The sequence below is a fragment of the Pseudomonas abyssi genome (assembly GCF_003444685.1).
Lineage (GTDB): Bacteria > Pseudomonadota > Gammaproteobacteria > Pseudomonadales > Pseudomonadaceae > Halopseudomonas > Halopseudomonas abyssi.
Window position 1 is genome coordinate 164,168 of sequence record NZ_LMAZ01000004.1, and the last position, 22,658, is coordinate 186,825.

17 protein-coding genes and 1 tRNA gene are annotated in these 22,658 nt (G+C 59.8%); 9 read left to right on the forward strand and 9 right to left on the reverse strand.

Annotated features, from left to right (window positions below; genetic code table 11):
• Positions 1-4: 4 nt before the first annotated feature.
• Both ASB58_RS13685 and ASB58_RS13690 read right to left on the reverse strand, forming a co-directional pair.
• Complete coding sequence (locus tag ASB58_RS13685; protein ID WP_118131259.1) at positions 5-2,095, reverse strand: acetate--CoA ligase family protein; 2,091 nt, start codon at positions 2,093-2,095, stop codon at positions 5-7.
• A 16-nt stretch (positions 2,096-2,111) separates the two neighbouring features.
• Positions 2,112-3,266 (reverse strand): acyl-CoA dehydrogenase family protein, encoded by a 1,155-nt coding sequence (locus ASB58_RS13690; RefSeq protein ID WP_118131260.1) that lies wholly within the window; start codon positions 3,264-3,266, stop codon positions 2,112-2,114.
• 160 nt (positions 3,267-3,426) lie between these two features.
• Between ASB58_RS13690 and pcaF the strand changes: the two genes are divergently transcribed.
• Both pcaF and ASB58_RS13700 read left to right on the forward strand, forming a co-directional pair.
• The gene (gene pcaF, locus ASB58_RS13695) at positions 3,427-4,629 is read left to right on the forward strand and encodes a 3-oxoadipyl-CoA thiolase (protein ID WP_118131416.1); all 1,203 of its coding nucleotides are present in this window, start codon (positions 3,427-3,429) and stop codon (positions 4,627-4,629) included.
• A gap of 351 nt (positions 4,630-4,980) precedes the next feature.
• Positions 4,981-6,351: a transposase gene (locus ASB58_RS13700; protein WP_118131261.1), complete on the forward strand. Its 1,371-nt coding sequence runs from the start codon at positions 4,981-4,983 to the stop codon at positions 6,349-6,351.
• A gap of 270 nt (positions 6,352-6,621) precedes the next feature.
• On the opposite strand, the gene ASB58_RS13705 is transcribed toward ASB58_RS13700, so the two are convergent.
• Positions 6,622-7,521 (reverse strand): LysR family transcriptional regulator, encoded by a 900-nt coding sequence (locus tag ASB58_RS13705; RefSeq protein WP_118131262.1) that lies wholly within the window; start codon positions 7,519-7,521, stop codon positions 6,622-6,624.
• 152 nt (positions 7,522-7,673) lie between these two features.
• On the opposite strand from ASB58_RS13705, the gene ASB58_RS13710 reads away from it, so the two are divergent.
• On the forward strand, positions 7,674-8,885 hold the full coding sequence (locus tag ASB58_RS13710) for an MFS transporter (RefSeq protein ID WP_118131263.1): 1,212 nt from the start codon (positions 7,674-7,676) through the stop codon (positions 8,883-8,885).
• Positions 8,886-9,233: 348 nt separating this feature from the next.
• Here ASB58_RS13710 and ASB58_RS13715 read toward each other — a convergent pair.
• Positions 9,234-9,310, reverse strand: a tRNA-Arg gene (locus ASB58_RS13715).
• A 248-nt stretch (positions 9,311-9,558) separates the two neighbouring features.
• Here ASB58_RS13715 and ASB58_RS13720 point away from each other — a divergent pair.
• Positions 9,559-9,978 carry a c-type cytochrome gene (locus tag ASB58_RS13720; RefSeq protein ID WP_181977938.1) on the forward strand — a complete coding sequence of 140 codons (420 nt, stop codon included), beginning with the start codon at positions 9,559-9,561 and terminating at the stop codon, positions 9,976-9,978.
• A gap of 53 nt (positions 9,979-10,031) precedes the next feature.
• On the opposite strand, the gene rep is transcribed toward ASB58_RS13720, so the two are convergent.
• Positions 10,032-12,041: a DNA helicase Rep gene (gene rep, locus ASB58_RS13725; RefSeq protein ID WP_118131264.1), complete on the reverse strand. Its 2,010-nt coding sequence runs from the start codon at positions 12,039-12,041 to the stop codon at positions 10,032-10,034.
• Positions 12,042-12,280: 239 nt separating this feature from the next.
• Here rep and ASB58_RS13730 point away from each other — a divergent pair, with 239 nt between their 5' ends.
• Positions 12,281-14,044, forward strand: coding sequence for a putative bifunctional diguanylate cyclase/phosphodiesterase (locus ASB58_RS13730; RefSeq protein WP_118131265.1), 1,764 nt, complete (start codon positions 12,281-12,283; stop codon positions 14,042-14,044).
• Positions 14,045-14,182: 138 nt separating this feature from the next.
• Here ASB58_RS13730 and ASB58_RS13735 read toward each other — a convergent pair whose 3' ends face one another.
• Both ASB58_RS13735 and ASB58_RS13740 read right to left on the reverse strand, forming a co-directional pair.
• On the reverse strand, positions 14,183-15,691 hold the full coding sequence (locus ASB58_RS13735) for a YifB family Mg chelatase-like AAA ATPase (RefSeq protein ID WP_118131266.1): 1,509 nt from the start codon (positions 15,689-15,691) through the stop codon (positions 14,183-14,185).
• A 47-nt stretch (positions 15,692-15,738) separates the two neighbouring features.
• Complete coding sequence (locus tag ASB58_RS13740) at positions 15,739-15,984, reverse strand: accessory factor UbiK family protein (protein ID WP_065336106.1); 246 nt, start codon at positions 15,982-15,984, stop codon at positions 15,739-15,741.
• Between the two features lie 323 nt (positions 15,985-16,307).
• On the opposite strand from ASB58_RS13740, the gene ASB58_RS13745 reads away from it, so the two are divergent.
• The 4 genes from ASB58_RS13745 to ASB58_RS13760 all read left to right on the forward strand — a co-directional run bounded on the left by ASB58_RS13745 (position 16,308) and on the right by ASB58_RS13760 (position 20,598).
• Positions 16,308-16,505: a hypothetical protein gene (locus tag ASB58_RS13745; protein WP_096006494.1), complete on the forward strand. Its 198-nt coding sequence runs from the start codon at positions 16,308-16,310 to the stop codon at positions 16,503-16,505.
• 55 nt (positions 16,506-16,560) lie between these two features.
• Entirely contained in the window at positions 16,561-16,899 is a 339-nt protein-coding gene (gene glnK / locus ASB58_RS13750; protein WP_096006493.1) for a P-II family nitrogen regulator, read from the forward strand.
• Positions 16,900-16,951: 52 nt separating this feature from the next.
• On the forward strand, positions 16,952-18,202 hold the full coding sequence (locus ASB58_RS13755) for an ammonium transporter AmtB (RefSeq protein WP_083725579.1): 1,251 nt from the start codon (positions 16,952-16,954) through the stop codon (positions 18,200-18,202).
• Positions 18,203-18,696: 494 nt separating this feature from the next.
• On the forward strand, positions 18,697-20,598 hold the full coding sequence (locus ASB58_RS13760; protein ID WP_181977939.1) for a carboxylesterase/lipase family protein: 1,902 nt from the start codon (positions 18,697-18,699) through the stop codon (positions 20,596-20,598).
• A gap of 40 nt (positions 20,599-20,638) precedes the next feature.
• Here the strand turns inward: ASB58_RS13760 and ASB58_RS13765 are convergent, their stop codons facing one another.
• Positions 20,639-21,985 (reverse strand): ATP-binding protein, encoded by a 1,347-nt coding sequence (locus tag ASB58_RS13765; RefSeq protein ID WP_118131268.1) that lies wholly within the window; start codon positions 21,983-21,985, stop codon positions 20,639-20,641.
• The gene (locus tag ASB58_RS13770; protein ID WP_118131269.1) at positions 21,963-22,628 is read right to left on the reverse strand and encodes a response regulator transcription factor; all 666 of its coding nucleotides are present in this window, start codon (positions 22,626-22,628) and stop codon (positions 21,963-21,965) included. Before ASB58_RS13770 ends, ASB58_RS13765 begins: the two co-directional genes overlap by 23 nt.
• Positions 22,629-22,658: the final 30 nt, after the last annotated feature.

The following is a 22,658-nucleotide window of genomic DNA, read 5'->3' on the forward strand; positions in this document are numbered from 1 at the left end:
CTCCTCAGGCGATTCGGATCAGCGCGTCCACGGCAACCACGCCGTCGCCTTTGCCTTTCACAAGCAAGGGGTTCATTTCCGCTTCAATCACAACGCAGTCGGTCTGCATGGCCAATTTGGAGAAAGCACTAACAGCTTCAGCGATGGCTTCGAGGTCACCTTCCGGTCGTCCGCGATAGCCTGCCAATGCCTGCAATGCCTTCACCTCACTCACCATTTCCCGTGCTTGCTCAACACTAACCGGCGCCAGGCGCATGGCCCGGTCGCAGTAGATCTCCGTCAGGATGCCGCCAGCTGCGAGCATGACGAGAGGGCCCGCGTCGGGATCGCGGCGATAGCCTACCAGCACCTCACCAAGGCCCTTGTCCATCGCCTGAACCAGCACTTTTTCTATCGTTAGTTCTGGCAGATGCCTGCCGACGCTGGTGACGATCTGCTGCATCGCTTGAGCGAGCTGCTCGGCGTTCGCGACTGGCAGCACGACGCCGCCGACGTCGGTTTTGTGGGCGATTTCATCGTGCAAAACTTTGACGACAACCGGGTAATCAAACGGGAGCTCCGGGACCGGCTGGTTGACATCCAGGACTTGGAAAGGAGCATGGGTGACGCCAAGAGGCTTAATCATCCGGTAGGCGTCACACTCGTTCAGCATGCGTTGTGCGCCTGGCTCAACGGCCGGCAGTTCGCAGCTATTCGGATGGCGTCGAGAAAAGGCGGCGGTTATTGCATCGCCGCATGCCTCAGGAGTGCGGAAGCACGGCACGCCGGCGGAGCTCAGCAACTCGAGTGCTGCAGGCGCTTCAGGCACAACAAAGCAAGCCAGCGGCTTGTCACTAAAACTCAGCGAGTCGACAACCGGCTTGACCGCAAGGTCTGCGTTGAAGCGGGCAGAGGAGCCGACGGTAGCCAATACCATGTCGAACTCAGGCGCGGTCAGCATGACTTCCAGTGTCGCTTTCATCACTTCATACTTGGTTCCTGCCAGCGTCAGATCGACAATCCCGCCCGGGTTGACCTCGACGCCGCGAGCAGCCATGCGGGCCAGCGTTTCAGCAGAGGGAGGCACCACGGCCAGGCCGCGCACCCCGAGCTGATCAACGGCCATGGCGGCACCGCCACCCGTGGTGGTCACGACACCGATAGAGGGACGTTTACCGGAACGGAGGCGAGCGTTCTCCAGCGGAATGCGTGACAGCAGCGGAATAGCTTCCAGAAAGCCTTCCAGGGTTTCAACGCGTGCGATACCGCAATCTCTGAAGAAGGTCTCAGCAACGGCGTCTTCGCCTGCCAGCGCTCCGGTATGAGAAACTGCCAGCTCCGCTGCTACGTCAGAGCGCCCCAGCTTGTAGGCCACTACGGGTTTGCCTCGCTTGGCTGCAGCCAGGGCAAAGCGTCTGAGGTCATTGGCATGATGCAGCGACTCGAGAAACAGCATGTAGCCGGTGATCTTGGGATCATCCAGAGTGCTCTCGCAAATACTGCCAATGCTGATGTTGGTCTCGCTTCCGACCGATATCAGCCCCGCAAAACCAACGTTCTTACTTTTTCCGCGCGATACCAGGGCTCCCAGCATACTGCCACTATGAGATGCGCAGAATATGCCGCCGGTAGGCAGGTCGGGTTCAGCAAACGCGGCGTTGGCTGTCAGAATCAGACTTTCGTGCAAATTGACTACGCCAAGGCTGCTGGGCCCGAGGATGCGGACGCCGGTCCGTTCGGCGGTTTCGAGCAGTTTCAGCTCGCGCGCCTTGCCTTCCTCTCCCGACTCTGAGAAGCCGCCAGCCAGAATGGTCGCCACCGGAATGCCAAGGCGTCCGCATTCTTCGATGGCGCTTACTGCCAGATCGGAGTTAGTCAGGATAAAGGCATGCTCAGGAACTTCCGGTAGCGCACTCAGGGAGGGGTAGGCCTTTTCGCCCTGCACCTCTGAGCGGCTTGGGTTGACGTTGTAGATAGTGCCCTGGTAGCCGGCAGCCCGGAGAAAACGCAGTGGTCTGGATGCCGTTTTACTGCTGTCATCAGAGATGCCGACGAGTGCAACGCTTTTGGGCCGCAAAAGCGCATCCGCAACCGAAGAAGTAAGGGGTTTAAGCATAAATTCTGCTCCCTGCTCAGGCTTTCTTGGCGCGTTGATCGAAGCGGCGTCCAAAGACATCCTCGGCGATACGGTTCTTTAGAATTTCAATCGAACCGCCAGCAATCATCCAGCCGCGGGTCCGTTTGACACAGTACTCAACCAGCGCTTCTGACGAGTAGCCATAGCCCCCCATCGCCTGCAATGCGCTGTTCGAAACCTCCCAGCCAGCCATGTTGCAGGCGTACTTGGCAACGCTGGTTTCATAGGCAGACGGCAGACCGCCATCGGCGTTTGCCGCGGCCCGGTAGAGCAGCATCTGTGCCGACTCAAGCTTCACTGCCATTTCCGCAAACATCCATTGCAGACCCTGGAATTCGCACAACTGACGACCAAATTGCTCCCGGGTCAGGCAGTGCTCTTTCGCTACGTTGAATGCGTGACGACCGAGCGCCAGTGCGCGGGAAGAGTTACCGATACGCTCTACGTTAAAGCCGGAAATTTGCTTCTTGAAGCCGCCGGGGCCAAGCAGCACGTTGGCTTTCGGGATTTTGCAGTCGGTGAAGTACAGCTGGCACCATTCCTCCCCGCTCATGAACGAGGACGGCTGGCCCACTTCGAAGCCGGGCGTGCCTCGCTCCACGATGACAGAGCCGATACCGCTCAGGCCAGGTCCGAAGCGAACGTAGATGAGGAAGGTGTTGGCGTGCGGGCTGTGGGTTGAGAACACTTTTGAGCCATTAATGATGAAGTGGTCCCCATCTTCAACGGCTGAGGTTTTCAGCTCTGTTACTGCAGAGCCGGCACCAGGTTCGCTCATGCCCAATGCCAGCAGGCTCTTACCCGCAATCAGATCAGGTAGAAAGCGCTCTTTCAGCTCGGGAGATGCGTATTCGGCAAACGTGCGGATCGCACCGAAGTTGCCGGCCTGCACAACGTCCGCACTTTTGGGGCAGACCAGAGCCAGTTCCTGAATGGCAATGACGGCGTCCATCAATGAGCCGCCGATGCCGCCATCTTCCTCTTTCACGGTGATGCCAAGCATCCCTTGGGCGGCCAGCTTGGAGGCTACATCCCACGGGTAGTCGTGGGAGTGCGCTCGTTCCAAAGCGCCATCAGCGAGTTCGCGCTGAGCGAAGCGTCGTACGGAGTCTGCAAAGGCTTGTTGTTCTTCTGTGAAGTGGAAATGCATAGATCTAAATTCCGCTGCTTGGTGAATGTGACGCCGATGTTAGTCAATGCAGTAGTTATGAGGGTTTACTAAAAATCATCCTGCCATGACATATTCGAAAGCGGTTAACAGCGCGCTGCTGGCTACTATCGCCGCTCTTTCAATCGAGTGGAGCAGGCTTATGGCGACCTACATATGCGATGCAATCAGAACACCAGTTGGCCGCTTCGGAGGGGCACTGTCTGCAGTGCGCGCCGATGATCTGGCTGCCATCCCGATCAGAGCATTGATGGAACGCAATCCGGATATCCCCTGGGATGCTGTGGACGAGGTGATTCTCGGCTGCGCCAACCAGGCTGGTGAAGACAATCGGAATGTCGCACGGATGGCCGCGCTGCTGGCAGGGGTGCCCGTCTCTGTGCCGGGAACGACAATCAATCGTTTGTGTGGATCAGGGCTGGACGCACTGGGCACAGCGGCTCGTGCGATTAATTCGGGTGAATGCAGTTTGATCGTTGCCGGCGGCGTAGAGTCGATGAGCCGTGCGCCCTTCGTGGTCGGCAAGGCGGATGCGGCATTTTCACGAGGCATGACCATGCAGGACACCACCATCGGCTGGCGATTCGTCAATCCGGCGATGGCTCATCTTTACGGTGTTGATTCAATGCCGGAAACCGCCGAGAACGTGGCCGACGAGTTTGCTATCTCTCGTGAGGACCAGGACCTGTTTGCCTTACGAAGTCAGGACAAGGCGGCCGCGGCCATCGAGAACGGTGTACTCGATTCCGAGATTGTGCCGGTCGTAGTGCATCAGAAAAAAGGTGAGCCGAAAGTAGTCTCGCGAGATGAGCACCCGCGCAAAACATCGCTGGATGCGCTGGCCCGCTTGAAACCCGTGGTGCGCGCTGGCGGCACCGTTACCGCGGGCAACGCCAGCGGAGTGAATGATGGTGCTTGTGCCTTGCTGTTGGCTGACGAGCCCACCTGTCAGCGGCATCAGTTGCAAGCGCGAGCCAAAATTCTGGCAACAGCAACGGCCGGCGTCCCGCCAAGAATCATGGGGATCGGTCCGGTGCCTGCTACTCGGAAAGCGCTTCAGATGGCAGGCCTGGCTATCGCCGATCTGGATGTGATTGAGCTCAATGAGGCGTTTGCCAGTCAGGGCCTGGCTGTGCTCCGTGAGCTTGGCATCGCTGACGACGACGAACGGGTTAATCGATACGGTGGAGCCATTGCGCTGGGACACCCTCTTGGTATGAGTGGTGCACGACTGGTCACTACTGCTGTTAATCAATTGGAAAGAATTAATGGCCGTTACGCCCTGTGTACCATGTGTGTTGGTGTTGGACAGGGTATTGCGATGGTCATCGAAAGAGTGTCATAGCTAGAATAGTTATTAGCTAGGTGCCTGATATGTAACGCATTCGAAATGTCTCACGGTGCGCGCTTATCAGCACCCTGCTACTGGTGGTGAGTCTATTTGAAGGCTTGCGCAAATGCTCCGGTACCCCTTGGTTGGGAAGGAAGTTGCAAGCATATGAAGGCAGAAAAAGGTAAATCGAGAGTATCTCTGGGTGCTGATGGGCACGCGCCACGCACGCGTGCTCCTAGGCGTCGCCGCAACATCATTCACAGCCCTGTGAACGATCTCTTTTGGGTGATTCTGTTGAAAAAGTAGCTGCGATCTCATGCCGTTGGCAAAATTGAGCCATCAGCCAATGTGGGAGCGAGCAGCATGATGGGCCAGTTACCGGGAGGACAGCATCGGCTGTTTTACTCGTTCAACCTAGAAGACCACGTCCCAGCTCAGCACCTGCTACGCAGCATCGACCAGTGCCTAGATCTCTCGGATCTACGCTCCTACCTCGCGGACTTCTATAGCCCCATTGGGCGACCCTCGGTTGATCCTGAGCTGATGGTGCGGATGCTCATCGTCGGCTACTGCTACGGCATTCGTTCCGAGCGCAGACTGTGCGAAGAAGCGCATTTGAACCTGGCCTATCGCTGGTTCTGCCGATTGGGCTTGGAGGACGAAGTACCCAATCACTCGACCTTTTCTAAAAAACGCCATGGCCGCTTCCGTGACAGTGACCTATTTCGTTGGCTGTTTAACGAAGTACTGCGGCGCTGCATGGCAGCCGGACTGGTGAAGGGAGAGGGGGTCGCTGTCGACGCCAGCGTCATCAAGGCAGACGCCAGCAAACAACGTGGTATCGCAAGAGATGAAGTCGACTGGAGTAACGCAGCACTTAGCAGCCGAGCGGTGCGCGAGTACCTAGAGGCGCTGGATGACGAAGCGCTGGCTGAAACGCTGCCCAAGAAAGTGTCTCTTTCTGACCCTCAATCACGATGGACTGCAGCACCCGGTGGCCCCGCCTTTTTTGCCTATTCGACGAACTACTTGATCGATACAGAGCACGGCGTGATCGTCGACGTGGAAGCGACGCCGGCGCACAGAACTGCCGAAGTTGACTCGACCAGAACAATGATTGATCGAGCTGAAGCGCAGTTCGACCTGACGCCTGCACGTCTTATCGGCGATACAGCCTACGGCACTGCCCCGATGCTGGCTTGGATGGTGGAAGAAAAAAACATTGAGCCGCATGTGCCCGTCTGGGATAAGACCGAGCGTAAAGATGATAGCTTCTCCAGTAACGATTTCCGGTGGCACCCGGAGGCTGATGAATACCGCTGCCCTGCAGACAAGCCGCTTCGAAACGGATGGCGTATCGTTAGCCAACAACGGTCGAAAGTGACCAAGGACAACACCATCATCTATCGCTCCAGTCGAGGTGACTGCGACACATGCCCTCTGAAGTCAAAGTGTTGCTCCAACACACCGACCAGAAAGATCGCACGCAGCATCCATGAGGCCGCCCGCGATGTCGCTCGACGCGTAAGTAACACGCCGCAGTACATCGTCTCGCGCTGCGAACGAAAGAAGGTCGAGATGCTTTTCGCCCATCTTAAACGCATCACGAAGCTTGATCGTATAAGGCTTCGAGGCCTGAGCGGTGCTACCGATGAATTCACTATAGCTGCATTGGTGCAGAACCTGCGGCGCATGGCGAAGCTATTGCCTCAGGGCCCACCGCATACAGGATAGGTGCGCCCACTCGCTGCACAAACCCTCGAATTAACCCTCAAACCCGGGCAAAACAGCCCAGCGAAGTACCGGAAGGTCATGCGATGCCGTGATAACCGTGCTGGCGGCAACGGCAGCACAGGTCGTTACTCACGCTGAACCGAGTTTTTCAACAGAATCGGCCAGAAGCTGCCAGCCGAGGTATACGGGACACAGGGCAGACCAGCGAACACTGGGGAGCGGAGTAACCCCGTCTTAGCAAAGCAACTCGTAATCAGCCCCGGTCTTTCCTTACGCCACCACCTGTTTCGCAAAAAGCGCCTCGACCATAAAGTCGATAAAGACACGAAGCTTCGGCGCAAGATGCTTACTGGATGGCCAGAGCAACCGGAAAGTGCCTTGGTGTTCGATGTATGTGTCCAGCACGGAATCCAGCTGCCCCCGTTCGATGGCCTGCCGCACCATGAAGTCCGGTAGACATGCGATGCCTAGGCCCGCTAAGACTACATCCATCAACCCCTCAGACGTATTGCATATCATCGAGGCAGGCATTGTGAATTCTGGCGCGCCTTTAGAGCGCTTTAACGGCCACGGCTCGAGCTTTCCAGAAGTGGGGAACTTGTGGTGCAAGCAGGTGTGATGTACCAAATCGGTAGGAACCTCGGGTGGCCTGTGGCTTGCAAGGTAGCCAGGCGAGGCAACAAGTTGCAGCCGGTAGCTTCCGAGTGGACGCGACATGAGGCGCGAATCGGTCGGTTCTCCCGTACGCATAACGACGTCGAAACCTTCCTCGATCACGTCTACTAGACGGTCCGAGAAATCAATGTCCAACTCGATGGCGGGGTAGCGGTGCATGAAGGCAGTCAGTGCGGGCATGACCAGCGTTCGGACCTGGGGCAGGCTAATGCGCAGCCGCCCCTTTGGCGCTTGCTGGGTTTCGGACAGTTCCAGTTCTGCCGCCTCGACTTCGCACAGGATTCGCCGACAGCGTTCAAGGAACAGCGCGCCCTCGGCAGTCAACGTGATGCTGCGCGTGCTCCGATGAAACAGACGCACTCCCAGTCGATCTTCCAGTCGGGACACGCTTTTCCCCACGGCCGACGAAGACACGCCGAGGACACGCCCAGCCTCGGTAAAGCTGCGGGTTTCTGCCGCTTGCACGAAGAACGCTATGCCGTTGAGGGATTCCATTGTCTTGCCTGTCTGTGAATTTTTGTCCGATATGTTCTGAAAATTAGCATTATTGTCTTGTTTCTAAAATACTTTCAGCATAACGGCCTACATTCATTTCGTGCCGATTCCACGCCATTTGTGCCTGTCATCGGTACCTAAAAGGCAGGCCTATGGAAACTTCTACTACATCTCTTGGTTTCGGCGCGCAAAGTGCACGCCTTCCTATTGCATCACTGCTGGCCCTGGCATTGGCTGGCTTCGTCACGATTCTGACCGAAGCCTTACCGGCCGGATTATTGCCTCAGATTAGCGTCGGCTTAGGAATATCCGAGGCTTTGGCAGGGCAGTTCGTAACGATCTATGCCATCGGCTCGCTGGCCGCGGCAATCCCCTTGACTGCCGCCACGCAGGGCGTACGCCGCCGCCCGTTGCTGCTGGCGACCCTCGCCGGCTTCGTGGTTGCTAACACCGTGACCACGTTTTCCGGCAGCTTCGTGCTGACGATGGTTGCACGCTTCTTAGCGGGGGTGTCGGCTGGGCTGCTTTGGGCGCTTCTGGCTGGCTATGCAGCGCGCATGGTGCCCGAACACCAGAAAGGCAGAGCTATTGCCATTGCGATGGTGGGCACGCCATTGGCTCTCTCGTTCGGCGTGCCGGCTGGAGCCTTCCTCGGCAATTTCGCGGGGTGGCGGACGTGCTTCGGAATAATGAGTGGACTAGCACTGATTCTAATGGTCTGGGTACGCATCAAGATGCCGGACTACGCAGGGCAGGTACCGAACAAGCGATTGTCGCTGGGGCGTGTGTTCACCGTGGCAGGTGTGCGCCCGGTGCTTTTCGTGGTGCTGGTCTTCGTGCTAGCGCACAACATCCTGTACACCTACATTGCGCCGTTCCTTGCGGCGACGGGAATGGCCGAACGCATAGACTTGGTGCTACTGGTGTTTGGTGTCACATCCCTGCTGGGTATCTGGCTCGTCGGCGTACTAATCGACCGTCATCTGCGCATGTTGACGTTCACTAGCACGGCCTTGTTTGGCCTAGCGGCGTTGGTACTCGGTGTAGCGGCTGATGCACCGACCATGGTTTATGTTGCGGTGGCCACTTGGGGCCTGGCGTTCGGCGGCGCGGCAACGCTATTCCAGACTGCCATCGCCAAGACCGCTGGCGACGTGGCCGACGTTGCGCAGTCAATGCTGGTCACCGCTTGGAATATGGCTATCGCGGGCGGCGGCATAATCGGCGGCGTTCTGCTGGACCGCCTAGGCGTGGCGGCATTCTCCCCGGCGCTGCTAATTTTGTTGGTCGCAACGCTTATTGTTGTGTGGGCAGCGAGGAATCATGGCTTTCCTGCGCATCAGGAAAAAGATTGCGACCTATGATGCGGCTATCGGCCGAAGGAGGACGCTCCATCCCAGCTCTTAGCACGCCTGCGGTAATCTAGAGAGTTGCCAAAATTCGACAGTTTGGAGTCGCGTTGCGATGTGTCGGGTGAAAGCTGCGAGGGGTATCAGGGTAGGCCTTGCAGAGCAGCAGGCGCGCTTTTGCCCTGGCGTGGTCTAAGCGAGACAGGATTGGCTGCGAATCGCTTTGGCGATTCTTGGGGCGTTGCCCCGTCGCTTTGCTCCGCCCAAATCGCGTTGCGATTTGTCGAACGACAGGTTGGTATCGGCCGTCAGGCCACCACACAAAGCAAAAGGCCCAGCGGTTGCTGGGCCTTTTGCTTTGTGTGGCGCACCCGACAGGATTCGAACCTGTGACCCCCGCCTTCGGAGGGCGGTACTCTATCCAGCTGAGCTACGGGTGCGTGATGTGGCTGCGCTCAATGCGACCAATGGCCGCAGCCCGTTAGCCAGTGGCTGGAATGGGCTGCGCTGCAGCGCGGCAATGATACGCACTGCGGGCTGTGGCGTCCATGCCTGTGAGGGGATTCGTTGGTCTGCCGCGACCGCTTGGCACTTTGTCGGGTGTGGGTTTATCGGTATACTCGCGCTCATTGTCCGGGCAATGCACTTGGGCGCAAAACATATAGCCATGATGAGGATGCACAAGGTGATGACTTTGAAGAAGATTCTGCTGGCCTCGGCGGCCATGCTGGCGGTGGTTGCCGGTAATGCTTTCGCGGCAACAGCGAACGAAGAGGCCATCGCGGAGCGTCTGAAACCTGTTGGTACCGTTTGCCTGGTTGGCGATCCTTGCGCCGACGAAGTAGCCGGTGGCGGCGGTGCAGCGTCCGGTCCGCGTTCCGGTGCCGATGTTGTCGGCAAGTTCTGCTCTGCCTGCCACAGCGCTGGCGTGTTGGGCGCTCCGAAAATTGGTGACAGCGCTGCGTGGACAGCCCGCCACGGTGGTGACCTGGACGAGCTGCTGAAAAACGCTATCGCCGGTCTGAACGCCATGCCGCCGAAAGGCACCTGCGGTGACTGCTCCGATGAAGAGCTGATGGCCGCGATCAAGGAAATGTCCGGTCTCTGATCAGACGTTCCGCGCTGTACTAAACGCCCCGCCCTGTGCGGGGCGTTTTGTTTTTAGCTGCCTTTGAGCATATCCCGCAGGTTGGACAGCGCGGCCTTGCCGCGGGCCTGTTTCTGCTCCACCGGGGCTTCTTCGCTACCTTCCCACTCCAGATCTTCCGGGGGGATTTCATCCAGGAAGCGGCTGGGGGCGCAGTCGATGACTTCGCCAAACTGGCGACGTTTGGCGGCAAAGGTAAAGGCTAGGGTTTTGCGTGCGCGGGTGATGCCCACGTAGGCGAGGCGGCGCTCTTCTTCGACGCTGTCTGCCTCGATGCTGGAGCGGTGGGGCAGGATCTCTTCTTCCATGCCCATGATGAACACGTGCGGGTACTCCAGGCCTTTGGAGGCGTGCAGGGTCATCAGCTGGACGCGGTCTGCGTCTTCTTCCTCTTCCTGGCGTTCGAGCATGTCGCGCAGCACCAGCTTGGCAATGGCATCCTCGATATTGCTCTCGCCGCTGTCATCTTTCTCGAGAATGCTTTTGATCGAGTCGAGCAGGAACCAGACGTTGCCCATGCGCTTGGCAGCGATCTCGTCGCTGGAGCAGTTCTGGCGAATCCAGTTTTCGTAGTCCAGGTCCAGCACCATGCGCCGCAGGGTTTCAATCGGGTCGCCTTCGTAGCACTGCTTGCGGATACCGTCGAGCCAGGTGATGAAGCGCTGCAGCTTTTCGGTGTAGCGGGCATCCAGCCGCTCGCCCAGGCCCATTTCGGTGCAGGCCTGGTACATGGTGATCTGGCGTTCGTTGGCGTAGGTGCCGAGTTTTTCCAGCGTGGCTGGGCCTATCTCGCGGCGCGGTACGTTGATGACCCGCAGCAGCGCGTTGTCGTCGTCCTGGTTGACCAGCAGGCGCAGGTAGGACATCAGGTCCTTGACCTCCTGTCGGCTGAAGAAGCTGGTGCCGCCAGACAGGTGATAGGGGATCTGGTGGTGCTGCAGTTTGAGTTCGATCAGCCGCGCCTGGTGGTTGCCGCGATAGAGGATGGCAAAGTCGCGCCAGGCACGCTTGTGCTGGTGGTGCTGATTCTGAATCTCGACCGCTACGCGCTCGGCTTCGGCTTCTTCATTGCGGCAGCGGATCACGCGTAGCGGCTCGCCGTAACCCAGCTCACTCCACAGTTGCTTCTCGAACACATGCGGGTTGTTGGCGATCAGCGTGTTGGCGGCGCGCAGGATGCGGCTAGTGGAGCGATAGTTCTGCTCCAGCATGACCACTTTCAGATGCGGAAAGTCTTCCTTGAGCAGCGCCAGGTTTTCCGGGCGGGCGCCGCGCCAGGCGTAGATCGACTGATCGTCGTCGCCCACCACGGTAAAGCGCGCCTGAGTGCCGACCAGCATTTTGACCAGCAGGTACTGGCTGGCGTTGGTGTCCTGGTATTCGTCGACCAGCATGTAGCGGATGCGAAACTGCCATTTCTCCAGCACGTCGGGGTTGTCGCGAAACAACACCACCGGGATCAGGATCAGGTCGTCAAAGTCGACCGCGTTGTAGGCCTTGAGCGTGCGCTGGTAGTGCATGTAGACGCTGGCGGCGGTCTGCTCCTGCGGGGTCTTGGCCTGGGCCAGTGCTTCATCCGGCAGGATCAGGTCGTTCTTCCAGTTGGAGATTTGCGCCTGAATGCCTTCGATGCCGTCTTCGGCGCCGTAGTCCTTGTGCATCAAATCGGTAATCAGCGCTGTGGCATCCTGTTGATCGAAGATCGAGAAGCCGGGCTTGTAGCCGAGGCGCTGATGTTCCTTGCGGATGATGTTCAGCCCCAGGTTGTGGAAGGTCGAGACGGTCAGGCCACGGGCGTCCGGGCCGCGCAGCAGTTGGCCGACCCGTTCTTTCATCTCGCGCGCCGCCTTGTTGGTGAAGGTCACGGCGATGATGTGTTGCGCTCGGATGCCGCACTCCTTGACCAGATAGGCAATCTTGCGGGTGATCACGCTGGTCTTGCCGCTGCCGGCCCCGGCCAGAACCAGCAGCGGCCCGCTGATGTACTCGACGGCTTCCTGTTGGCGGGGGTTGAGGCGTGACACGGGGTATCTCCGGAGGCTGAGGGCGGCAAATGGTAGCAGCTTCGGGGTGGCATCGGGTGCCGGCCATCGGCCAGGCTTGGTTATTGGCGCGATATTCGCTATAACTTGCTTCACAAAAGTGCTGTAGATACTTAAATTTTAAAGATTCTTTTATCGGAGACCACTCGCAGTCGACTGAATTTATCCCTGACTTGATGCCAGCCAGGCAAAAGACCCCGGTAAATCAAGCAGATAGCGGCATGAGCCGTGCATGGATACGACTGAGAGCCTTGTTCCACCCCAGGGGAGATCGCCGCTTGAGCGATGACAGTCCAACACAGCGAGTTGTTTTGCTGGATACCGACCACGGTGCCTACGTGCAATTGTGTCGTCGGCTTGCTGTGGTTGGCGCTCTACCGTTCACCCTGGAGCGCGTCGAAGACTGGCATCATCTGCAAACCGGTATCGACCGGGGCGAGGTGCAGGCGGTGCTGGCGCGTTCCGACAGCCTGTCACTGCTGCACGATTGCGGCGTGCCGGTGATTCATCTGGCCAGCGAGCCCGACTTTTCCCGCATCGGTAATGGCCTCAATGACGTCCTCTGGGATCAATCCTCGGCCAGCGAAATCATTCGCTGCTGCCAGTACGCGATGGAGCGTCATCGCCTGCGCGGCGCGCTGGACCGGGCTGCCAGCTACGACCCGCTGACCGGCACCTGCAATCGGCAGATGCTGCAGGATCGTCTGAAGCAGGGGATGCGCCGGGCGCTGCGCAGCAATCAGCCGCTGGCGGTGTTCTGCGTCGATCTGGATAACTTTCGTCACGTCAACGACAGCCTCGGGCACAGCGCCGGTGACGCCATCATCTGCGAGGTGGTAGACCGGCTGCGCGCGGTGCTGCGCAACACCGATACCATCGGGCGCATGGGCAGCGACGAGTTTGCGCTGGTGATCGAGGACTACACCTCATCCAGCAACCTGTTGCAGATTGCCCAGAAGATCATCAACGAGCTGGCCGAGCCCTTTACCGTCAGCAATGAAGGGCTGCTGATGGGCTGCAGCGTGGGCATCGCGACCTATCCGGAGGGCGGCCAGACCGTCGACAGCCTGTTGCTGCACGCCAACCTGGCGATGCTGCAGGCCAAGGGGCAACGCGGCTGCAGCTTCCACTTCTACGATGAGCGCATCAACCTGCAGGCGCACAGCCTGATCGAGTTTGAGTCTTCCCTGCGTCAGGCGCTGCGGCGCAACGAGTTTGAACTGCACTATCAGCCGCGGGTAGATCTGGGCACTGGCCGGATTGTCGGCCTCGAGGGGCTGATCCGCTGGCGCCATCCGGAGCGCGGCCTGCTGGGCCCCGGTGAATTTATCCCGCTGGCTGAGGAAACCGGTCTGATCGTGCCGATGGGCTACTGGGTGATTGCCCGCGCCTGTCACGATCTGGCGCGTATGCAAAAACGCGGCATGCCGCCGGTGCATGTGGCGGTCAACATGTCGTTCCGCCAGTTCCAGGACAGCCGGCTGCTGTCCACCGTGCGCCGCCTGCTGGAACGCACCGGTATCGACCCGCACTGGCTGGAGTTTGAGCTGACTGAAACGGCGGTCATGCAGCAGCCAGAGCAGGTGCTGATGACCATGGACGGCATGACCGGCCTGGGCCTGCGCTTCTCGCTGGATGACTTTGGCACCGGTTTCTCTTCTTTTGTCCACCTGCACAGCCTGCCGATCAATCTGCTGAAAATTGACCGTGGCTTCGTCAAGGCGATCGCCGAACGCTCAGCCGACCGGCAGCTGGTTGGCGCGATGATCGAAATGGGACACAGCCTGGGGCTGGAAGTGGTGGCCGAGGGTGTGGAGCAGCGTGAGCAGCTGGATATCCTGCGCAGTCTGGGCTGCGATCAGGTGCAGGGGTTCTTCATCAGCCCGGCGCTGCCCTTTGACGAACTCTGCTACTTCATGGATGCCTATCAGATGGGCCGTGAGGCGTCGCCAAAAGAGAGCGGCGTGGTGCGGCTGCTGTCCTGAGCGGCTTACAGCTCAATGGATACAAGGCGACCACCGGCGCCGCTGGCGCCAGCTCGTCGGCACCGGCGCCGCCCTGTCTGTTTACTCTAGTCGTCTTTTCCGTTATTGCCCGTTTTTTCATTGCTGTTTGCCGATTATTCACCTCGGCGGCTGGCGGTCTAGCTGCCGATACTGCAATGCCTCGGCCAGGTGCGCGCGTTCAAGGTTCGGGCTGCCTGCCAGGTCGGCCAGGGTGCGCGCCACCTTGAGTACCCGGTGACTGGCCCGTCGCGATAACCCCAAACGCTCTACTGCCTGCTCCAGCCATTGCCCGTCCGCGTCGCTGAGCGCGCAATGCTGCTGAATGCCGGCCAGGTCCAGGTGGGCATTCAGGCATTGCTGGCGCTGCTGCTGGGCGTGCCTTGCCGCGGCTACCTGAGCGGCTGCGGTGGCGGTGTCCGGTTTGCTGCGGCCGGTCTCGCCGGTCAACTTGAAGGGCTCATTGCGCATGGCCAGGTGCAGGTCGATGCGGTCGAGCAGCGGGCCAGAGAGTTTGCCGCGATAGCGTTGTATCTGTTCTGGCGTGCAGCGGCAACGGCCCGAGGGGTCTCCCTGATAGCCGCAGGGGCAGGGGTTCATCGCGGCGACCAGTTGAAAGCGCGCCGGAAAACGCAGCTGTTCGCGTGCGCGGGCAATATGGATGCTGCCCGACTCCAGCGGCTCGCGCAGCATCTCCAGCACCTTGCGATCAAACTCCGGCAGTTCATCCAGAAACAGCACGCCGTTGTGCGCCTGGCTGACCTCGCCGGGGCGCGGGTGACTGCCACCCCCCACCAGCGCGGCGGCAGATGCACCATGGTGGGGCGCACGGAATGGGCGGCCCGGCCAGGCCTGCAGTGGCGTGCGTTCGCAGACGGATTGAATGGCTGCAACCTCCAGTGCTTCCTGCTCCCGCAAGGGCGGCAAGATGCCCGGCAGGCGGCTGGCCAGCAGCGTCTTGCCGGTGCCCGGTGGGCCAAACAGCAGCAGGTTGTGCCCGCCGGCGGCGGCGACAATCAACGCCCGCTTGGCCTGCTCCTGACCCTGCACCTCGGCCAGCTCGGCGACCGCCGGCGGCGCTGGGGTCGTTGCTGCGGGCAGTGGCGGCAGGGTTTCCTCGCCGCGCAAGTGAGCGCACAGGGCCAGCAGCTGGTCGGCGGCAATCAGCTCTACCCCGTCGACCAGCGCGGCTTCGGTGGCGTTGGCGCGCGGCAGGATCAGGCGGCGCCCGGCCTCGCGGCAGGCCAGTGCCACGGGCAGCACGCCTTGCACCGGTCGCAGTTCACCCGACAGGGCCAGCTCGCCAATGCATTCGCAGTCTTGCAGTGCGGCGGCGGGGATCTGGCCGCTGGCCGCGAGTAACCCGAGGGCGATGGCCAGATCAAAGCGGCCGCCCTCCTTTGGCAGGTCGGCAGGAGCCAGGCTGATGGTGATGCGGCGGCTGCCCGGAAACTCCAGCTGGGCATTTTGCAGGGCGCTGCGTACGCGGTCCTTGCTTTCGCGCACGGCGGTTTCCGGCAGCCCGACCAGGGTCAGGCTGGGCATACCGTTGGCCAGGTGTACTTCAACGCTGACGGCGGGGGCGTCGATACCCAGGCGGGCGCGACTGTGAACAATAGCCAGGGACATGATCACTCCTTGATCAGTGTGGCCTGATACTGCCGAGGGTCAGGCGGTTACTGCGTTTTTGCTTCCAGCTCGCTGACGCGCTTTTCTAGCGCTTCAAGGCGTTCGCGGGTGCGCATCAGCACCGCCTGCTGGGTATCGAATTCGTCCCGGCTGACCACATCCAGCTTGGACAGGGCGCTCTGCAACAGGGCTTTGAGGTGCTTTTCCACCTCTGGGCCGGGCAGGCCGCCCTCGTTCATCAGCAGGCGTGAGGCCTGGGCGCTGAGGGTATCAATCACCAGTTTGTGCAGCATGGGCAAGTCTCTGCGGGCTGTGCTTGGGACGACGGCCATCGGGCCGGTGGGCGGGCAGTGTAGCACGCTCAGGTTATCGCGCCGCACTTGTGCGTCCGCTGTGCACGCGCACCACGACCATGCACTATGCTGGTGCATGAAAGGCGTCCTGTTCTTGGGTTTTAAATGCTTTTGTTTTGCAACTATTTGAATTCTATTGAAAAAATTAAATTGGCAGAGTTTCTGCAAAGCATGCTGCAGCTGATTCCAACAGTGAACCCCATAACGGGGCACGCAGTTGGCGCACAGCCAGAATCGTGAGCGATCACATCGGGAGCACAATAATGAAGCGATTGACCCTGACAGGTTTGACCCACGCCGCGCTGCTCGCCAGCGACGACACCCGGGCGCTGTCAGTGGGGGCAGGGAAGCATTTGATCTCTGCCTGTGTCGAGATGGGTGCGCCGGCATGTGCAGGGCGTGTCGGCGATTCTGACGACTGCGACAGCACTTTTGGTTTGTCCGTTTCTAAAAGCCTCTAACTCGGCATAGACTTGTGCTGTCCCCCAGGGCAGTCCATTACACGGGAGTAGCAAAATGAAACTAGTAACGGCGGTAATCAAGCCCTTCAAGCTGGACGACGTGCGTGAAGCACTGTCCGAGATCGGCGTGCAGGGCATCACCGTAACCGAGGTCAAGGGTTTTGGCCGTCAGAAGGGTCACACCGAGCTGTATCGTGGCGCTGAATACGTTGTCGACTTCCTGCCCAAGGTCAAGATCGACGTCGCCATCGCTGATGACATGCTGGATCGCGTCATCGAGTCCATCACCAAGGCAGCCAACACCGGCAAGATCGGCGACGGCAAGATCTTCGTGGTGAGCCTGGAGCAAGCCATCCGCATCCGTACCGGCGAAACCGGCACCGACGCCATCTGACCGCAGGTCGTTTTTCAGACTGCAGTAAACAAGCCTATATGGGGGGCTTAAAATGGAAGACATCGTACAAATCAAGTACGCACTTGATACATTCTACTTTCTGATCTGTGGTGCACTGGTCATGTGGATGGCAGCCGGTTTTGCCATGCTCGAGGCCGGTCTGGTTCGCGCCAAGAACACCACTGAAATCCTTACCAAGAACGTCGCGCTGTTTGCGATTGCCTGCACCATGTACCTGCTGGTCGGCTACCACATCATGTACTCCAGCCCGGAAGGCGGTATCTTCCCGAGCTTCGGCGTACTGATCGGTGCCGAAAACACCGTTGAAGACGTACTCGCCGGTGGCGACGATGCACCGTACTACTCGGTTGCTTCCGACTTCTTCTTCCAGGTGGTGTTCGTGGCGACTGCCATGTCCATCGTTTCCGGTGCGGTTGCCGAGCGCATGAAGCTGTTCGCGTTCCTGGTCTTCGCCGTGATCATGACTGGCTTCATCTACCCGATCCAGGGCTTCTGGAAATGGGGCGGTGGCTTCCTGAACGAAGCTGGCTTCCTGGACTTCGCCGGTTCCGGTGTGGTGCACATGACCGGTGCTACCGCTGCTCTGGCTGGTGTCCTGCTGCTGGGCGCTCGTAAGGGCAAGTACGGCTCCAACGGCCAGATCAACGCTATCCCCGGTGCCAACCTGCCGCTGGCTACGCTGGGTATGTTCATCCTGTGGCTGGGCTGGTTCGGCTTCAACGGTGGCTCGCAGCTGGTTGTGTCCAACATCTCCGACGCCAACGCGGTTGCTCAGATCTTCGTCAACACCAACGCAGCTGCTGCTGGTGGTCTGATCGCTGGTCTGGTTGTTGCCCGCATCCTGTTTGGCAAGGCTGACCTGACCATGGCTCTGAACGGCGCCCTGGCTGGCCTGGTTGCCATCACCGCTGAACCGCTGACGCCGAGCGGCCTGCAAGCCACCCTGATCGGTGCTGTTGGCGGCGTGATCGTAGTCTTCTCTGTCCTGGCTCTGGACAAGCTGAAGATCGACGATCCGGTCGGTGCCATCTCCGTTCACGGTGTAGTGGGTATCTGGGGTCTGCTGGCTGTATGCCTGACCAACAGCGACGCTAGCCTGACTGCTCAGCTGATGGGTATCGTGGTTATCTTCCTGTGGGTGTTCATCGCCAGCCTGATCGTCTGGAGCATCATCAAACTGGTGATGGGCCTGCGCGTCAGCGAAGAGGAAGAGTACGAAGGTGTGGATATTTCCGAGTGCGGTATGGAAGCCTATCCGGAGTTCACCAGCAGCAAGAAGTAATGGCTGACTGAGTACTCGCAACACCAGACGGGGCGCCCAGTGGGCGCCCCGTTTTTTTGTGTGTACTGCAGAGATTGATACGGTGAATAGCGATTTATGGAGCTGATGCAACGTTAGCTTATGTCTCGTTGTGACTGTATTTCGCGATGCGGTCATATCCATTTTTATCCCAGACCTGCCGTTGCTACCCGATAGAGTGGGTGTTTCAGATTGAAGCCCGGTTGGGTTGTGCGCGCGCAAAGGGTGCAGCCGGCCAGGTCAATGTGATCTGTCTTATTGCGAGCCATCTTGGCTTGCTGTTTTTAGGTGTGAACGTTCATTCCTTTTTTGTTTGTTGGCGTTAAGCTGCCGTTTGTGCTGCGCGCATCGATGGCGTGGCCCTACACCAATATCGCTAATAAGAAAGGTGGTTTATGAATACCCCTCCGTTTCATCTAAAACGGTTTTGCAAGCCGCTCTGCTGTTTCTCTCTGCTGGCGCTGGCTGCGGTCGGTGTGAGCGGTTGTAAAGATGGTGGTGACGGCTCCGACTCGTCACTGCGCACCGGTGTGTTTACCGATAGTCCGGTTGCCGGGCTGCATTATCAGACCGCGACCCAGTCCGGCGTCACGGCTGCGGATGGTTCGTTCCGCTATCAGTCTGGAGAGGTTGTAACCTTTTCTCTTGGATCGCTGGAATTAGGGCGCGCCACGGGTGCCGAGCAGCTCACTCCGATGGATCTGGTAGAGGGGGCGACGACGGTCGCCGACAACCGGGTAACCAACATGCTGGTGCTGTTGCAGAGTCTGGATGCCGATCGCAGTCTCAACAACGGCATTCAGATATCGCCTGCCATTGCCGATGCGGTTTCTCTCTGGGCCGATTCGATTGTCTTCGATCAGGCGCCAGCCAGTTTTGCCACCAGCAGCCAGATTCAGGACCTGCTGGCCGAGCTGAACGCGGCTGAGCCGCCGGTATTTACTGAAAGTGATCCGCGGCCACGGACCCTGCGCAGCGCTGCAGAGGCTCAGGCGCATATGCAGCGTACGCTCAGTGAGCGGCGCGTGGTGAAGACCCAGTCTGGTGAGGTCGCCGGGTTCTCGCCCGATGACAAGGCGTGGGCCTGGTATGGCATTCCGTATGCTAAACCGCCGATTGGAGATCTGCGCTGGAAGCCGCCGGTGAAACCGGATAGCTGGGATGGCGTGCGCGAGGCGACAGCCTGGGCAGACCAGTGCGCTCAGCCGTCTTATCTGGAGGCCTACGGCAAGGGCAGCATGAGCGAGGACTGCCTCTACCTCAACGTGGTTGCGCCAAAGGGCTATGAGGGTGATGCGCTGCCGGTGATGCTCTGGTTGCATGGCGGTGGGTACGCGATCCTGACGTCCAACAGCACGACTTATAACCATACGGCGCTGCCGAGTCAGGGCGTGATCTTGGTGACGGTGAACCACCGTCTGGGGGCGCTCGGCTATATGGCGCATCCGGAGCTTACCCGCGAATCAGCGCAGCATTCCTCAGGCAACTATTCGCAGCTGGATCAGATTGCTGCGCTGGAGTGGGTACGCGACAACATCAGCGAGTTTGGTGGAGACCCGAATAATGTGACTATCTTCGGCCAGTCGGGGGGCGGATTGAAGGCGATTTCCCTGCTCAATTCGCCGTTGGCCGAGGGGCTGTTCCATCGGGCTGTCATCATGAGCGCCGCACCGCCGCCCACCGATACCGTGCGGCCGATTTACAACACCCTGGAGCAGGAAGAGGCTGGTGGCGTGTCGTTGGTACAGCGCCTGGGGTTGCAGGATGAAGAGGATGTGATCGCAGCCATGCGCGCGGTGTCCTGGGTTGATCTGACCAACGCTGCCGCCAGTTACGGTGTCGATTACTTTAAGCCCAATGTCGACGACTGGTATGTGAAGACGGACATCCGTGAAAACGGCTTTCACAACGATGTGCCGCTGATTATCGGCACCCCGCGCAATGACGCCGAGTGGGTCATCGACGGTCTCAAGTGGTACCTGCCATTCCTCAAGCAGAACCACACCTCCGATGTCTTTGCCTACGTGTATGACCATGTACCTGAAAACTGGGCAAACCGTGGCGTCGGCGCCTATCACAGTATCGACGTGGTCTCCGTGTTTGGTGATCCGGATGCCTACTACAACCAGTACATTCTGGGGTTGACCGGTTTGCCGAGCCCGAGTCCGGCCAATTACGCTGACAACCTGCCTGGTTGGGGCGCTATTGATGAGTCTATTGCGGCTGATTCCATGGCCCTCTGGGCGCAGTTTGCGCGTAGCGGAAACCCGTCCACTGATGCAATCGAGTGGCCTGCCTATACCAACGCGGGTGAAGAGTTCATGTTGATGAATTACGACATGCAGGCACAAGAGGGGCTGCAAACCTTCTGGCCTTAATCAATCTGACTGGCTGTCTGGCCCGCTTTCCGGCGGGCCTTCAGCCTTGCCTGATCTGCAGCTGGAGGCGCGCCGAGAGACCGCCCAGCTCACTGGCTTCGAACTGGATGGTGCCCTGATAGCGCGCGGCGAGGTCGCGGACAATAGCCAGTCCCAGGCCGTGCCCCGGCATCTGCTGATCCAGCCGCCAGCCCCGGGTACCTAGCTGCTCGCGCTCCTGGGCCGGAACCCCCGGACCGTCATCTTCGACAACCAGCACGCGTTGCCGGCCGTTTTCGCTGAGGCTCACCCGCACGCGACTATGTGCCCACTTGCCGGCGTTGTCGGCCAGGTTGCCCAGCAGTTCGCTGAAGTCCTGCTCGTCAATCGGCCAGCGCGTGTTGTCGGGTAGCGTGCAATCGAGTTCAAACTCCACGCTGGTGTGCAGGCGGCCGAGCATCCATAGCAGTTCACGCGTTTGCTCTAGCGGCAGGCAACTGGCCCCGGCCAGTGGGCCTCCGGATTGGCTGGCGTGCAGGCTGCTGTCGAGTTGGCGGCTGATGTCTTCCAGTCGTTGACTGATCTGACTGCGCGCCTCTGGCGTGATCGGTTGGCTGCTGCTGACCAACTGGTTGATCGCCGCAATCGGCGTCTTGATCCGGTGCGACAGGTTTGCATTGGCTTCGCGCACTTTCTGCAGGCGGTGCTGCAGGGTGTCGAGCAACTGGTTCAGCTGCGCGATCAGGCCGCTGAACTCCTGTGGCACCGCATCGCTAAGTCGCTGCAACTTGCCCTGCTTGAGCGCCTGCAGATCCTGTTGCAGCTGGCGGACCGGGCGCATCGACAGCTGCACCGCGAGCAGGATCAGCGCAAACAGTACGACGAGCAGGCCAATGGCAACGGCGGCAGTCCACAGGTGCAGTTCATGGGTGCCGGCCTGCAGGCGGCTGTAATCTTCGGCGGCCACGATTGTGACCGGGGTGCCGCTAATCTCGCGCTCTGCGCGCCAGGCCATGTAGCGATGGGTGCTGTTCTCGTCATCCGGGGTGCCCTGCAGTTCGATCAGCCCTTGCGCCGGCAAATCGAGCCAGGGCTGCAGCATGGCGGACCACTGGGGGTGGGAGAGCTGGGTCTGCGCGCCGAAGCGGATGGCAAACAGGTGGTGCGAGAGGGCGCCGAAGTAGCTGCTGTCCAGTGTCTGCAGTCCGTCGCGGCTGGTCAGCTGCTGCTCGATCATGGCGACTTCCTGCTGCAGCCGTTCCTCGACAAAGTCGCGAGACATGCGATCTAGCAGGGCGCCATGCAGATACCAGGCGAGCAGCATAAACAGCGTCGCAAAGGGCAGCAGCCAGAGCAGCAGGGTGGTGCGGATCGAGCGGCTGCGCTCAGTCTTCGGCGGTAAAGACATAGCCTTGCCCTCGCTGGGTCTTGATGGCGTTGCGGCCAATCAGCAGGCGCAAGCGACGGATGTAGGTTTCGATGGTGTTCAGCGTCGGCTCGGCATCGAGGTTGTAGAGCTGCTCTAGCAGGGCTTCCTTGGGGTGCAGTCGGTTCGGACGGCTCATCAGGCAGCGCAGCAGGCGAAACTCGGTGCCGGTCAGTGGTTGCCATTCACCGTTCGGGATGCGCACGCGCTGGCGTTCCTCGTCGAGCAGGTAGTTGCCGGCACGAATCTGCGTGTGACTGCGGCCCTCGCTGCGACGCAGCAGGGCCTGCAGGCGCGCCAATAGCTCTTCCGGGTGGAAGGGTTTGGTCAGATAGTCGTCGGCTCCGGCCTTGAGGCCGTTGACCTTGTCCTGCCAGCGGTCGCGGGCGGTCAGCAGCAGAATCGGTAGATCGCGCCCGGCGTCGCGCCAGCGCGCCAGCAGTTGCAGGCCGTCACCGTCGGGCAGGCCGATGTCCAGCACGATCAGCCGGTAGTCTTCCTGCTGCGCCAGCTGGTCGGCGGTGAGCGCTGAGCCCGTTGCATCGACCGCAAAGCCTGCCTGGCTCAGGCTTTCATGCAGGCTGCTGCGCAGCAGTTCATCGTCTTCCACCAGCAGCAAACGCATGGGCGGTTTCTCTTTTCTCAATGGGGTTCA

Excerpts from the sequence above, each read along its gene's own strand:
- ASB58_RS13730 (WP_118131265.1), top strand. The coding sequence starts at position 12,281 with ATGAGCCGTGCATGGATACGACTGAGAGCCTTGTTCCACCCCAGGGGA.
- glnK (WP_096006493.1), top strand. The coding sequence starts at position 16,561 with ATGAAACTAGTAACGGCGGTAATCAAGCCCTTCAAGCTGGACGACGTG.
- ASB58_RS13705 (WP_118131262.1), bottom strand. The coding sequence starts at position 7,521 with ATGGAATCCCTCAACGGCATAGCGTTCTTCGTGCAAGCGGCAGAAACC.
- ASB58_RS13735 (WP_118131266.1), bottom strand. The coding sequence starts at position 15,691 with ATGTCCCTGGCTATTGTTCACAGTCGCGCCCGCCTGGGTATCGACGCC.
- ASB58_RS13770 (WP_118131269.1), bottom strand. The coding sequence starts at position 22,628 with ATGCGTTTGCTGCTGGTGGAAGACGATGAACTGCTGCGCAGCAGCCTG.
- ASB58_RS13710 (WP_118131263.1), top strand. The coding sequence starts at position 7,674 with ATGGAAACTTCTACTACATCTCTTGGTTTCGGCGCGCAAAGTGCACGC.
- ASB58_RS13720 (WP_181977938.1), top strand. The coding sequence starts at position 9,559 with ATGACTTTGAAGAAGATTCTGCTGGCCTCGGCGGCCATGCTGGCGGTG.
- ASB58_RS13740 (WP_065336106.1), bottom strand. The coding sequence starts at position 15,984 with ATGCTGCACAAACTGGTGATTGATACCCTCAGCGCCCAGGCCTCACGC.
- ASB58_RS13685 (WP_118131259.1), bottom strand. The coding sequence starts at position 2,095 with ATGCTTAAACCCCTTACTTCTTCGGTTGCGGATGCGCTTTTGCGGCCC.
- ASB58_RS13690 (WP_118131260.1), bottom strand. The coding sequence starts at position 3,266 with ATGCATTTCCACTTCACAGAAGAACAACAAGCCTTTGCAGACTCCGTA.
- ASB58_RS13700 (WP_118131261.1), top strand. The coding sequence starts at position 4,981 with ATGATGGGCCAGTTACCGGGAGGACAGCATCGGCTGTTTTACTCGTTC.
- ASB58_RS13755 (WP_083725579.1), top strand. The coding sequence starts at position 16,952 with ATGGAAGACATCGTACAAATCAAGTACGCACTTGATACATTCTACTTT.
- ASB58_RS13765 (WP_118131268.1), bottom strand. The coding sequence starts at position 21,985 with ATGTCTTTACCGCCGAAGACTGAGCGCAGCCGCTCGATCCGCACCACC.
- ASB58_RS13745 (WP_096006494.1), top strand. The coding sequence starts at position 16,308 with ATGAAGCGATTGACCCTGACAGGTTTGACCCACGCCGCGCTGCTCGCC.
- pcaF (WP_118131416.1), top strand. The coding sequence starts at position 3,427 with ATGGCGACCTACATATGCGATGCAATCAGAACACCAGTTGGCCGCTTC.